12 protein-coding genes, 1 tRNA gene and 1 riboswitch are annotated in these 12,465 nt (G+C 44.7%); of the genes, 7 read left to right on the forward strand and 6 right to left on the reverse strand.

All coding sequences use genetic code 11. The features are described from left to right. Positions 1-50: 50 nt before the first annotated feature. The 5 genes from moaE to moaA are packed head-to-tail and all read right to left on the reverse strand — an operon-like array spanning position 51 to position 2,860. Positions 51-512, reverse strand: a complete 462-nt coding sequence (moaE, locus tag VCA1004_RS07090; RefSeq protein ID WP_086983718.1) for a molybdopterin synthase catalytic subunit MoaE — start codon at positions 510-512, stop codon at positions 51-53. A gap of 3 nt (positions 513-515) precedes the next feature. Then, positions 516-761, reverse strand: a complete 246-nt coding sequence (gene moaD / locus VCA1004_RS07095) for a molybdopterin synthase sulfur carrier subunit (protein WP_086983715.1) — start codon at positions 759-761, stop codon at positions 516-518. A 22-nt stretch (positions 762-783) separates the two neighbouring features. Then, positions 784-1,266 carry a cyclic pyranopterin monophosphate synthase MoaC gene (gene moaC / locus VCA1004_RS07100; RefSeq protein ID WP_086983713.1) on the reverse strand — a complete coding sequence of 161 codons (483 nt, stop codon included), beginning with the start codon at positions 1,264-1,266 and terminating at the stop codon, positions 784-786. Positions 1,267-1,292: 26 nt separating this feature from the next. Beyond that, a complete protein-coding gene (moaB, locus tag VCA1004_RS07105; protein WP_086983710.1) occupies positions 1,293-1,805 on the reverse strand; it encodes a molybdenum cofactor biosynthesis protein B in 513 nt (170 codons plus the stop codon). 41 nt (positions 1,806-1,846) lie between these two features. Next, positions 1,847-2,860 (reverse strand): GTP 3',8-cyclase MoaA, encoded by a 1,014-nt coding sequence (gene moaA / locus VCA1004_RS07110; RefSeq protein WP_086984654.1) that lies wholly within the window; start codon positions 2,858-2,860, stop codon positions 1,847-1,849. A 39-nt stretch (positions 2,861-2,899) separates the two neighbouring features. Further along, a riboswitch (molybdenum cofactor riboswitch) is annotated at positions 2,900-3,056 on the reverse strand. A gap of 150 nt (positions 3,057-3,206) precedes the next feature. Between moaA and yvcK the strand changes: the two genes are divergently transcribed. Further along, positions 3,207-4,097 (forward strand): uridine diphosphate-N-acetylglucosamine-binding protein YvcK, encoded by an 891-nt coding sequence (yvcK, locus tag VCA1004_RS07115; RefSeq protein ID WP_086983707.1) that lies wholly within the window; start codon positions 3,207-3,209, stop codon positions 4,095-4,097. Between the two features lie 86 nt (positions 4,098-4,183). Here yvcK and uvrB read toward each other — a convergent pair whose 3' ends face one another. Further along, the gene (gene uvrB, locus VCA1004_RS07120) at positions 4,184-6,214 is read right to left on the reverse strand and encodes an excinuclease ABC subunit UvrB (RefSeq protein ID WP_086984653.1); all 2,031 of its coding nucleotides are present in this window, start codon (positions 6,212-6,214) and stop codon (positions 4,184-4,186) included. 553 nt (positions 6,215-6,767) lie between these two features. On the opposite strand from uvrB, the gene VCA1004_RS07125 reads away from it, so the two are divergent. From VCA1004_RS07125 to rsxG, 6 genes are all read left to right on the forward strand, one after another. Then, positions 6,768-6,843, forward strand: a tRNA-Asn gene (locus tag VCA1004_RS07125). 165 nt (positions 6,844-7,008) lie between these two features. Beyond that, positions 7,009-7,587, forward strand: coding sequence for an electron transport complex subunit RsxA (gene rsxA / locus VCA1004_RS07130; RefSeq protein WP_086983706.1), 579 nt, complete (start codon positions 7,009-7,011; stop codon positions 7,585-7,587). Between the two features lie 2 nt (positions 7,588-7,589). After that, the gene (gene rsxB / locus VCA1004_RS07135; RefSeq protein ID WP_086983704.1) at positions 7,590-8,189 is read left to right on the forward strand and encodes an electron transport complex subunit RsxB; all 600 of its coding nucleotides are present in this window, start codon (positions 7,590-7,592) and stop codon (positions 8,187-8,189) included. 10 nt (positions 8,190-8,199) lie between these two features. Beyond that, positions 8,200-10,731 (forward strand): electron transport complex subunit RsxC, encoded by a 2,532-nt coding sequence (gene rsxC / locus VCA1004_RS07140; RefSeq protein WP_126000523.1) that lies wholly within the window; start codon positions 8,200-8,202, stop codon positions 10,729-10,731. Next, positions 10,731-11,783, forward strand: a complete 1,053-nt coding sequence (gene rsxD, locus VCA1004_RS07145; RefSeq protein WP_086983700.1) for an electron transport complex subunit RsxD — start codon at positions 10,731-10,733, stop codon at positions 11,781-11,783. The genes rsxC and rsxD overlap by 1 nt, the downstream gene beginning before the upstream one ends. Positions 11,784-11,788: 5 nt before the next feature. Next, entirely contained in the window at positions 11,789-12,415 is a 627-nt protein-coding gene (gene rsxG / locus VCA1004_RS07150) for an electron transport complex subunit RsxG (protein ID WP_086983697.1), read from the forward strand. Positions 12,416-12,465: the final 50 nt, after the last annotated feature.

The following is a 12,465-nucleotide window of genomic DNA, read 5'->3' on the forward strand; positions in this document are numbered from 1 at the left end:
ATCTGTTGGCCTTTATTGTTATTTTCCTAGGTTTAGCGCAACCTCAGAATCTATTGTTTCCAGCGCTCTGCCGCTTGAGCATCAGAATCGCGCGACTCAACCCAACGCACACTGTCGGTGGTTCGTTCTTTTTTCCAAAATGGCGCTTGGGTTTTCAAATAATCCATCACAAATTCACAGGCTTCAAATGCCGCGTTACGATGCGCACTCGACACTCCTACAAACACAATTTGATCGCCTAAATCCAAATCTCCGACGCGATGGATAACACGAATATCTAACAATGGCCAGCGTGATTGAGCTTGTTCACAAATCGCCAATAATGAGCGTTCTGTCATGCCCGGATAATGCTCCAAACTTAGCCCAGTGACCGAATCGCCAAGGTTCATATCCCGCACTTTTCCGACAAACGTGACCACAGCTCCCGCTTGCGTTCCTTGTGCTAAACGTTGGTATTCTGTACCAACATCAAAATCGTCAAATTGAACACTGACCCACTCTGCTTGTGACATTGCTTAGCCTCCTGTGACCGGTGGGAAAAACGCCACTTCATCACCAGATTTCACGACCGTGTCCATTGACACCATGTCTTGATTGACTGCCACCAGCAATTTACCCGATTGTAAGGCTCTCGCCCAGTGTTCGCCTTGCTGGCACAGTTGCTCACGTAAAGCGTCAACTCGGAGGTTATCTGCTTCGATAGCAATAGAATCGACACCAATTTGTTCACGAGTCTGAGCAAAAAATAGAACTTTAATCATTATTTAACCTTGCCAATCTAAATTATGAATCGGTCGCAACAAAATGACCGGATTTACCGCCGGTTTTTTCTAATAAGCGGACTTGCCCAATCACCATGTCTTTTTGAACCGCTTTACACATATCGTAAATAGTCAGCGCCGCCACTGAAGCAGCCGTTAACGCTTCCATTTCAACCCCGGTCTTACCCGCCAATTTACATACCGATTCAATACGCACTTGATTGGTTTCCGGCTTTGCTTCTAGCTGCACTTCGACTTTCGAAAGCAATAATGGATGACACAGCGGAATTAAGTCCCAGGTTTTTTTGGCGGCTTGAATACCCGCAATACGTGCGGTCGCAAACACATCACCTTTATGATGAGAGCCTGAAACGATCAAATCTAATGTTTCTTTGGACATGCTCACCCAAGCTTCAGCTCGTGCTTCACGTACGGTTTCTTGTTTTGCCGACACATCGACCATATTCGCTTCACCAGAAGCATTAATGTGAGTAAATTGAGACATCTCATTATTCCTATGAAACTAAAAGATTACAGCGAAAGATGTGGCATGAAGTTGCATGGGCGGTGACGTGCATCAAGCTGCTCTTTGATTAACTTCTCCCAGCCTAAGCGACACGCACCTGTCGAGCCTGGCATCGCAAAGATCACCGTTTGATTAGCCATGCCAGCAATTGCACGCGACTGTAAACTGGAAGAGCCAATCTCAGCAAAAGACAACATTCGAAAGATTTCACCAAACCCTTCAACTGGCTTATCAAATAAAGGCAGCACCGCTTCCGTGGTATAGTTTTTAGCGGTAAAGCCAGTACCACCACTGATCAAAATAACTTGAATAGACTCATCGGCGATCCATTGAGAAATCTGAGCGCGTATTTGATATTTATTGTCTACCACAATATGGCGCTCAGCTAAATGGTGCCCTTCTAATTGAAGCTGCTCAACAAAGTAATCACCAGAAGTGTCATTGTCAGCAGTACGAGAATCCGATACGGTCATCACCGCAATATGAGCTGGTTTAAATTCAGCAGCCACACGTGCCATGTTGTTATCCTCAAGCCAATAAAAAATAAAATAAAGAAAGGTTAACCACCAATAGAAGCCAAGTGGGGAGTCATGCCGGTTTTGCCTTCTTGCAAGAAATGGCTCACCGATTTGGTATCCAGCGCACCTTGAATGCGTTGAATTAAGGCTGGTTGTTGCTCATCGTGTTGCAATAAATCACGTAACTCAACCCCTTCTTCACCAAATAAGCATAAGTGAAGCTTCCCTGTGGCCGAAACACGCAGACGGTTGCAGGTTTCGCAAAAACCTTTTTCATAAGGCATGATCAACCCGATTTCACCTTGATAGTCAGGGTGAACAAAAACTTGTGCCGGGCCATCATTCGCTTCTTTGACTTTTAATAACCAGCCATTAGCGATCAAGTGATTACGAATCGTCACTCCAGATTGATGCTGTTGCTGAAACAGGTCATCCATTTCACCCGTTTGCATTAATTCGATAAAGCGCAGTTGAATGGGTCGGTGCTTAATCCAATTTAAGAAGCTAGGCAGCGCATTACCATTATATTGCTTTAACAACACCACATTGACTTTGACTTGCTTATAACCGACGTCAAACGCTCGGTCGATACCGGCCATCACATCGTGAAATTTATTCTCACCCGTGATTTCATGAAATAAACGAGGGTCCAAGCTATCCACACTGACATTAATGTGTGTTAAGCCCGCTTGTTTCCAATCATTCACTTGCTTGGCCATACGATAGCCATTGGTGGTAGTTGCGACTTTTTTAATCCCTGGTGTTTGGGCGACTGAGGCCACGATATCATTAAAATCTTTCCGCAAGGTCGGTTCACCACCAGTAATACGAACTTTCGTGGTGCCGCAATCGGCAAAGGCATTAACAATACGCTTAATTTCTGCTTGGTTAAGAAAAGAGGAATTTTTTCGACCCGTTGGATGGTAACCATCAGGAAGGCAATAGGTACATTTGAAATTGCAGACGTCAGTAACCGATAAACGTAAATAGTAAAACTTACGCTCAAAACGATCGACAAATTGAGATTGTTCTGTTGCGGAATCGACACGATCCACAGCAGAAACACCAGAATGCTCTGGAGTAAACTGAGACACTAATTGAGTCACGAAACACCTTTCCAAATACGGGAGGTCTACCCATTTCTAAGTAAACCCTGGTGACATAAAGCCACTGGCCTTAAAAACCTATTCTGGATTCAAGAATTAAATGAATAAAGAACTTAGTGATTAACGCTCGGAGTTATGACGTAATTACCAATAATTTGATCGGCAACACTGTTTTTAAATAGTACGCAATAAATGGCATTTTTTCCATACCCATTTAGGGCTGAGGCAGTTATATTTACCGAATCCATATCAAAGAACATTCAAATATTTGTCTTTAAGACAGAGAATCTTATTCATGCCTATTCATAAAACCAAAAAAGTGGTCGCGATTGGTGGTGGCCACGGCCTCGGACGAATGCTCGCCGCACTAAAGGATTTTGGCTCAAATGCTACTGGGATTGTAGCGACAACCGACAACGGCGGCTCAACAGGTCGTATTCGCCAATGCCAAGGTGGGATCGCTTGGGGCGACACTCGTAACTGCATTAATCAGTTGATCACCGAACCCAATATTAGCTCAATGATGTTTGAGTATCGATTCCGCGGACAAGGTGAGCTCAATGGCCATAATCTTGGTAATTTGATGCTCACCGCTTTAGATAATTTATCGATTCGCCCATTAGATGCGATTCACCTGATTTGCGATATGCTCAAAGTTGAGGTCAATATTGTTCCTATGTCGGAGCACCCTGCCGATCTCACTGCATTATCAAAATCGGGCAAATGGGTACGTGGTGAAACTAATGTCGATGACATGTCAGAGCCTTTGCAACGTTTATACGTTGAGCCAGAAGTCCCCGCAACCGACGAAGGTGTCGAAGCCATTTTAGCCGCAGACTATATTATCTTAGGCCCTGGTAGCTTTCTCACTAGTATTATGCCGCCTTTGTTATTACCCGAGATAGGAAAAGCCATTGCGAAAAATACTCAAGCTAAAGTCATTTTTGTCGATAACTTAGATAATGAGTTTGGTCCAGCGGGAATGATGAGTTTAGAAGAAAAATTAAAGTGGTGTCAGCGAGCTTGTGATGGACGTAAAGTGAATGTGTTACTTGGAGAGAACTTCACGGATAATGTCAAACAAGACTATCAATGTGTGGAAGTCAATTTAGCCTCACCAAACCACGAATGGCGTCATGATCGTAAAAAGTTACAACAAGAAATAGAGAAGATTATTTTACAATAAAACCGGTATGAGAAAACTCGTTTCTCGTAGCTCGAATAATCCCTCGAGCCACGAGAAGAGAAGCACTCAAGTAACAAGCTTCCGCTTTAACTATTGGCAATAAACTGCGCTCTCAATTGTTCTATCTCATCCCGCTTTTGCGCCGCTTGCTCAAACTCTAAGTTTTGCGCATGCTGATACATCTCATTTTCAAGCTGGGTAATTTGTTTCTCAAGTTGTTGTGGGGTCAAGGCTTGATAGTTGGCGGCCTGCTCTGCCACTTTCGACAATGGGATCACCTTGCTGTCTTTCTTTCCTTTACGAGTCCCTACATGGCCCAGCTCCATAATATCTTGAATACTTTTCTTCAAGGCTTGCGGACTGGTCCCCATTTTCTCATTGTATTGTTGCTGCTTAGCTCGACGGCGCTCGGTTTCATCAATCGCTTTACGCATTGATTTCGTGATGGTGTCACCGTATAAAATCGCTTTACCTTGCAGGTTACGTGCTGCGCGGCCAATGGTCTGAATGAGTGAACGTTCGGAACGTAAAAAGCCCTCTTTATCGGCATCGAGGATCGCAACCAAAGACACTTCTGGCATATCCAAACCTTCTCGCAACAAGTTGATCCCAACCAGCACATCAAACTCGCCTAAACGAAGATCGCGAATGATCTCCACCCGTTCAACAGTATCAATATCTGAGTGCAAATAACGTACTTTGACATCATGTTCAGTTAGGTATTCCGTTAGATCTTCCGCCATGCGTTTCGTCAAGGTAGTAACCAACACTCGTTCATTCACTGTCACACGCTGACGAATTTCCGAAAGCAAATCGTCCACTTGTGTTGCTACCGGACGCACTTCAATTTCAGGGTCCAATAACCCTGTCGGACGCACCACTTGTTCCGCGACCTCTCCAGCGGACTTTTCTAATTCATAATCACTCGGGGTCGCTGAAACGTAAATCGTTTGTGGCGCTAAGGCTTCAAATTCTTCAAAGCGTAGCGGCCTGTTATCTAACGCTGACGGCAATCGAAAACCATATTCCACTAAGGTTTCTTTACGAGAGCGGTCCCCTTTATACATTGCGCCAATTTGCGGCACCGTCACATGGGATTCGTCAATGATCAGTAAGCCATCATGTGGCAAATAATCAAACAACGTCGGTGGTGGCTCACCCTCTTTACGCCCACTGAGATAACGAGAGTAGTTTTCGATCCCTGAACAAAAACCCAATTCATTCATCATTTCAATGTCAAATTGTGTACGTTGGGTAATTCGCTGATCTTCTAGTAGCTTATTGTTATCACGTAAGACTTTCTGACGTTCAACCAGCTCCTCTTTGATCTGTTCTATGGCTTCTAAAATACGCTCACGCGGAGTTACATAGTGCGTTTTTGGGTAAATCGTCGCGCGAGCAAGATCACGCTGTTTTATCGCCCCCGTCAGTGGATCAAAAACACTGATGCACTCAACTTCTTCATCGAACATTTCAATACGAATGGCATCGTGTTCAGAATCGGCAGGAAACACATCTATCACTTCACCACGCACACGGAAGTTACCACGCTCAAACACCATATCATTACGGCTGTACTGTAATTCTGCTAGCCGACGAATAATGTCACGCTGCTCTAAAATGTCGCCACGACGAATATGTAACATCATCTTGAGGTAGGAATCTGGATCACCCAAACCGTAAATTGCAGATACCGAAGCCACAATAATTGCGTCTTTACGTTCGATCAGGGATTTGGTGGCAGACAAGCGCATTTGTTCAATATGCGCATTGACCGAAGAATCTTTTTCTATAAACGTATCAGTGGTAGGTACATAGGCTTCTGGTTGATAGTAATCGTAATAAGAAACGAAATATTCGACCGCATTATTAGGAAAGAAGCTTTTCATCTCCCCATAAAGTTGCGCAGCAAGCGTTTTGTTTGGCGCAAGTAGTATGGTCGGCCGCTGTGCTTTGGCAATCACATTAGCTAAAGTAAACGTTTTGCCAGACCCGGTAACCCCAAGTAATGTTTGATGAGCCAAGCCCACGTCTAATCCTTCGGATAATTGTGCAATCGCACTCGGTTGGTCGCCAGCGGGCTGGTAATCCGACTCTAATTGATACAACTTGCTCATTTTGGCCTCTTGCAATAAACGTTGCCCTTCCTCGAAAGGTTTGCGACACATTTTGCCACGCTCATGCTGCTATCGCTACATCCAAGGTAACGATAGTTTTTTTTGCTAAAATATCTAGAGAAAAAGTCCACTTATCTCTAGCGTAACGTAGGCATATTTGATAGTATCCCTGTCCCACGCATTTAATACCCTCCCAATATTTAATATTTTAATCCACTGCTTTTCCCCAAAATAGAGCAATAATGCTTCATTTCAGAACATCACAGAGTTGACTTTAAAAATTACCCACAAGCAGAATCAAAATTAAAAGCCAATAAATCAACTAGTTACCACAATAAAACTCAGTATTTATGCCGTTGAATTTTTATTCAAAAATGTTAATCAGATTTCATCAACACACTTATCCACAAATTTAGTGGATAACTATAGCAACCCCTTATCCGGCCTGATGTTCGAAAAAGTAAAGTAAAAAATTATCATAAAAAGCACTTTTTTAGCTTCGCAAAACATTGACAGTCAATTTATCACTCGCTAAAATTCGCCCCATATTCATTCCCTGTTAGTTCAGTCGGTAGAACGGCGGACTGTTAATCCGTATGTCGCTGGTTCAAGTCCAGCACAGGGAGCCAAATTAAGAAAACCGCATATATCGAATATGCGGTTTTTTTTCGTCTAAATTTCGGGCATATCATCAATAAAGTCTTCAATAGCGCTAAATACCTATTTCCTATAGGTTGTTATTGGCCTCACAAATGACGATAATACTCAGATCATTAGTAACCTTAAGAGACGATATGACAGACTACTTACTGCTGCTTGTTGGCACTGTCTTGGTCAACAACTTTGTTCTGGTTAAATTCCTCGGTATTTGCCCATTTATGGGAGTATCAAAAAAACTCGAAACCGCAATAGGAATGGGCCTAGCGACGACATTCGTCCTAACCTTAGCCTCTGTTTGTTCATATCTTGTCCAGAGCTATATTTTAAGACCGCTTGGTATCGAATACTTACAAACCATGAGCTTTATTTTAGTGATTGCGTTTGTGGTGCAATTTACCGAAATGGTGGTGCATAAAACGAGCCCTACCTTATATCGACTTCTGGGTATTTTCTTACCTCTTATTACCACAAACTGTGCGGTATTAGGGGTGGCGTTACTGAATATCAATGAAAACCATAATTTCATCGAATCCATTATTTATGGCTTTGGCGCTGCCGTTGGTTTCTCTTTAGTCTTGATTTTATTTGCTTCTATGCGCGAACGAATTGCTGCCGCTGACGTGCCTGCGCCATTTAAAGGTGCTTCTATTGCGATGATTACGGCGGGATTAATGTCTCTGGCCTTTATGGGCTTTACTGGCTTGGTGAAATAATCGTGACTACTGTATTTATTGCCATTGTTGCCATTGCGGTACTGGCTTCTATCTTTGGCGTCATTTTAGGTTTTGCTTCTATTCGTTTTAAAGTGGAAGCAGACCCTATCGTTGACCAAATTGATAGTATTCTTCCTCAAACACAATGTGGCCAATGTGGTTACCCTGGCTGTCGTCCCTATGCAGAGGCCATTGCCAATGGTGACGTGATCACCAAATGCCCTCCTGGCGGTCAAGCTGGTATCGAAAAACTGGCTGATCTGATGGGTGTTGATGTGCCTAGTAGCGCGGATGATGTTGAAGATGCGGTTAAAAAAGTAGCATTTATTCACGAAGACATGTGTATCGGTTGCACTAAATGCATTCAAGCTTGCCCAGTCGATGCCATCGTTGGTGGAACCAAAGCGTTGCACACTGTGATCAAAAGTGAATGTACTGGCTGTGATTTATGTGTCGCCCCCTGCCCAACCGATTGTATTGAAATGATCCCAATTGAAACCACACCTGATACGTGGAAATGGCAACTTGAACTCATTCCTGTTGTGACTGATCTTGAACCCACTTCAGCCTCTGCTGAATCAAAAGAATCCACTGTGAGTTAAAGGAAATTGTATGTTGTCGCTCATTGAAAAAATTCGTCAAGGTATGATTTGGGACTTTCCCGGTGGTATTCACCCGCCTGAAAATAAACTGCAATCTTCTGGCACCCCGATTGTTTTGGCCGATTTACCTGACGAATTCGTCCTTCCGCTTAAGCAACATATCGGCCGCCCCGGTGACATTTGCGTTAAGGTCGGTGATACCGTATTAAAAGGCCAACAACTCACCCAAGCTAACTTAGCCTTTATGGTGCCAGTTCATGCCCCAAGCTCAGGTGTCGTAACCGCAATTGAGAAGCGCACCATCGCTCATCCATCCGGTTTATCTGATTTGTGCATTGTCATCAAACCAGATGGGCAAGATCAATGGTGTGACAAAGAACCTATTGAAGACTACCAACAGCGTAATGCAGAAGAACTGATTGAGAAAATTCGTCAATCGGGAATCTCTGGCATGGGTGGCGCTGGTTTCCCTACTGCACGTAAACTGCATACTGGCCTTGCTAAAACCAAAATTCTCATCATTAATGCTGCTGAATGTGAACCTTATATCACGGCAGATGATCGTTTAATGCAAGATTATGCCCAAGAAGTGATTCAGGGCGTGCAAGTCATTCAGCATATCTTGCAACCAGAAATTACCATTATTGGTATCGAAGATAATAAAAAAGCCGCGATTGAAGCACTGGAACTCGCGGCGAAAGACATTGATCTCATTATTCGAGTCGTACCGACAAAATACCCTTCCGGTGGTGCTAAGCAGCTGATTAAAATTTTAACCGGGCGAGAAGTGCCTACCAAAGAGCACTCCGCAGCGGTTGGGGTATTAATGCAAAATGTGGGCACAGCCTTTGCGATTAAACGTGCCATTATCGATGGTGAGCCTTTGATTGAACGTGTCGTCACGCTCACCGGGGAGTCCTTTGCTCAAAAAGGGAATGTCTTTGCACGTCTTGGCACCCCAATTTCATCACTATTGCGTCAATTTGGTTATAAAGCGGAGCGTAAAAAACCTCGCTTGATCATGGGTGGCTCATTAATGGGATTTACGATTCCTCATGCCGATGTGCCAATCACTAAAATCACCAACTGCATTCTCGCACCTAAAAATAAAGAAATCGCTCCCGCTGGTCATGAACTGGCTTGTATTCGCTGTACCGCTTGTGCTGAGGCATGCCCTGCTTCGCTTCTTCCGCAACAACTTCAATGGTACGCCAAAGCACAAGATTATGAGAAATGCGAAGAATATCATTTATCCGACTGCATCGAATGTGGCGCTTGTGCGTACGTGTGTCCAAGTGAAATTCCTTTAGTACAGTATTACCGACAAGCAAAATCTGAAATTTGGACTCGTAAACAAGAAGCCAAAGAGGCAGAGCGAGCAAAACAACGCTTTGAAGAACGTCAAAAACGTCTTGAGCGCGATAAAGTCGAACGTGAGCAACGCTTTAAACAAGCCGCTGAAAAACGTCGTGGTGAAATGACCCAAACAGGCGGTGATGATGCCGTTGCCGCCGCCATTGCGCGAGTAAAAGCAAAACAAGCAACCTCAGCAAGTAATGAAGTCAAACCAGCCGTTGCGGCGGCTATCGCAAGAGCCAAAGCTAAACAAGCCGAAGCGGTCAACTCAGGACAGGCTCAACCTGATAACTCAGAAATGATGAGATTACGCGAAGAGCGTAAGCAACAAGCGCGTGAAAGAAAAGCGCAACAAGTTAATAATCAAGCACCTACTACCCCTGAAGAGGCAGAGCATAAAAATCCAGCGGTCGCCGCAGCGATTGCCCGTGCCAAAGCGCGTAAGGCTCAGCAACAAACCGAATCTGAAACAACCGAACAGACACCGATAGCAGAACAAGCACCAGTAACAAAAGCAACTGAGCAAGCTCAACCTGCCAGCGACGCTGATCCGAACAAAGCCGCGGTCGCCGCAGCGATTGCCCGTGCCAAAGCGCGTAAGGCTCAGCAACAAACCGAATCTGAAACAACAGAGCAAACATCGGCAACAGAACAAGCACCAGTAACAAAAGAAACTGAGCAAGCCCAACCTGCCAGCGACGTTGATCCGAAAAAAGCCGCGGTCGCCGCGGCAATTGCCCGTGCCAAAGCGCGTAAGGCTCAGCAACAAACCGAATCTGAAACAACAGAGCAAACACCGGCAGCAGAGCAAGCACCAGTAGCAAAAGAAACTGAGCAAGCTCAACCTGCCAGCGACGCTGATCCGAAAAAAGCCGCCGTCGCCGCAGCGATTGCCCGTGCCAAAGCGCGTAAGGCTCAGCAACCAACCGAATCTGAAACAACAGAGCAAGCACCTGTAACAAAAGAAGCTGAGCAAGCTCAACCTGCCAGCGAGGCTGATTCGAAAAAAGCCGCGGTCGCCGCAGCGATTGCCCGTGCCAAAGCGCGTAAAGCTCAGCAGGCCATAACCCAACAAGACACAACGAACAGTGAATCTCAACCACCTTCAGGTTCAGATCCTGCCGTCACTCTTGATTTATTAGACATCCCCGTATTTATTGATAAATCTTCTCAGGAGAAAAAATAGTGCCTTTTTTCATCGCCAGTTCTCCACATGTTAGAATGAAGCGCACCACATCCAACATTATGATGTGGGTTGCCCTGTGTTTATTACCTGCCATCGCCGTACAAACGTACTTTTTTGGCTATGGCGTGCTCATCCAAGTCACCTTTGCTATTTTCATTGCTTGGTTATTAGAGGCCCTAGTGATGTTGGTTCGCCGACGCCCTATTCTAGCCAGTCTCAGAGATCATAGTGCTTTAGTCACGGGAATGTTAATTGCTGTCGCTATTCCACCATTATCTCCATGGTGGCTATTGGCGATCGGTATTTTCTTTGCCATCGTCATTGGTAAACACTTATACGGCGGCTTAGGTCAAAACTTATTTAATCCAGCTATGGTCGCTTATGTGGTGCTATTGATTTCTTTTCCACTACAAATGACCAGTTGGATCACGCCGGAATCCATCACTTCTGTTCACTTGCATTTTGATGACTGTTTGAAATTGTTTTTCACCGGTTTTAATGCCGATGGTCTCTCGCTACAACAAGTTCGAGCGGGCATTGATGGTGTCACCATGGCGACCCCATTAGACACGTTTAAAACCTCATTAACAACCGGGCTACTACCGAGTGAAATCATGCAACAACCGGTATTTTCTGGCGTCGCAGGTGTCGGCTGGCAATGGGTTAATCTCGCCTTTTTGTTAGGTGGATTAGTCTTAATCAAGCAGCGAATTGTGCAGTGGCAAATCCCACTTTCCATGTTGGCGAGCCTTTTTATTATCAGCACGATTTGTTCATTGATTCTGCCTGGCACCACGGCCTCACCTATGATGCACCTACTTTCAGGAGCGACTATGTTAGGGGCATTTTTTATAGCCACAGACCCTGTTACCGCTTCCACCACCACCAAAGGGCGGATCATATACGGGGCCTTTATTGGTATTTTAGTCTTTCTCATTCGTAGTTGGGGTGGCTTCCCTGATGGCGTTGCCTTCGCCGTATTATTAGCCAATATGTCGGTTCCACTTATCGACTACTACACCAAACCTCGTACTTACGGTCATGCAAGGTAACGTCTATGCTTAATGCAATGAAAAAAAACGGTGGTGTCTTAGCGGTCTTTGCGATTGCTGCGACTTCATTGGTGGCGATCACCAATTGGATCACTCAAGACAAAATAATTGAACAGCAGCAGCGTGAATTACAGCAAACGCTCAATCAAGTCATTCCTCAAAGTATGCATGACAATCCATTATTTTCATCTTGTATGCTATTGCCATCACAAACAACCGTGACGACTGCGCCACAACCGGCTTATCTTGCTACCAAAGATGGTCAGCCAACCGCCATCGCCATCGAAACCTATGCGCCTGATGGTTATAGTGGTGCGATTAAGCTGATCGTCGGGTTAGATATGAACGGTGTCATTACCAGCACTCGCATTTTAAAACATAATGAAACCCCAGGATTGGGCGATAAAATTGAAACCCGTAAGAGCGATTGGATTTTTAGTTTTGATCGCAAAACGGTGACCGAGGATAATCAGTCAAGTTGGGCAGTACGTAAAGATGGTGGCCAGTTTGACCAATTTACCGGTGCCACGATTACGCCACGTGCCGTAGTTAATGCTGTAAAGAAAACCGTCCTTTATTTTAAAGCCAATAAAGAAACGATCCTAAAGCAACCTCTAAACTGTAAGGGATAATATGTCTGACGATAGCACCACTCTTGATACCCCGGTCGCTTCTGAAGTGA

Source organism: Vibrio aphrogenes (assembly GCF_002157735.2).
GTDB lineage: Bacteria > Pseudomonadota > Gammaproteobacteria > Enterobacterales > Vibrionaceae > Vibrio > Vibrio aphrogenes.

Coding starts and splice junctions, on each gene's coding strand:
- rsxG (WP_086983697.1), top strand. CDS start 11,789: ATGCTTAATGCAATGAAAAAAAACGGTGGTGTCTTAGCGGTCTTTGCG.
- moaE (WP_086983718.1), bottom strand. CDS start 512: ATGTCACAAGCAGAGTGGGTCAGTGTTCAATTTGACGATTTTGATGTT.
- uvrB (WP_086984653.1), bottom strand. CDS start 6,214: ATGAGCAAGTTGTATCAATTAGAGTCGGATTACCAGCCCGCTGGCGAC.
- moaD (WP_086983715.1), bottom strand. CDS start 761: ATGATTAAAGTTCTATTTTTTGCTCAGACTCGTGAACAAATTGGTGTC.
- rsxC (WP_126000523.1), top strand. CDS start 8,200: ATGTTGTCGCTCATTGAAAAAATTCGTCAAGGTATGATTTGGGACTTT.
- moaC (WP_086983713.1), bottom strand. CDS start 1,266: ATGTCTCAATTTACTCACATTAATGCTTCTGGTGAAGCGAATATGGTC.
- moaB (WP_086983710.1), bottom strand. CDS start 1,805: ATGGCACGTGTGGCTGCTGAATTTAAACCAGCTCATATTGCGGTGATG.
- yvcK (WP_086983707.1), top strand. CDS start 3,207: ATGCCTATTCATAAAACCAAAAAAGTGGTCGCGATTGGTGGTGGCCAC.
- rsxA (WP_086983706.1), top strand. CDS start 7,009: ATGACAGACTACTTACTGCTGCTTGTTGGCACTGTCTTGGTCAACAAC.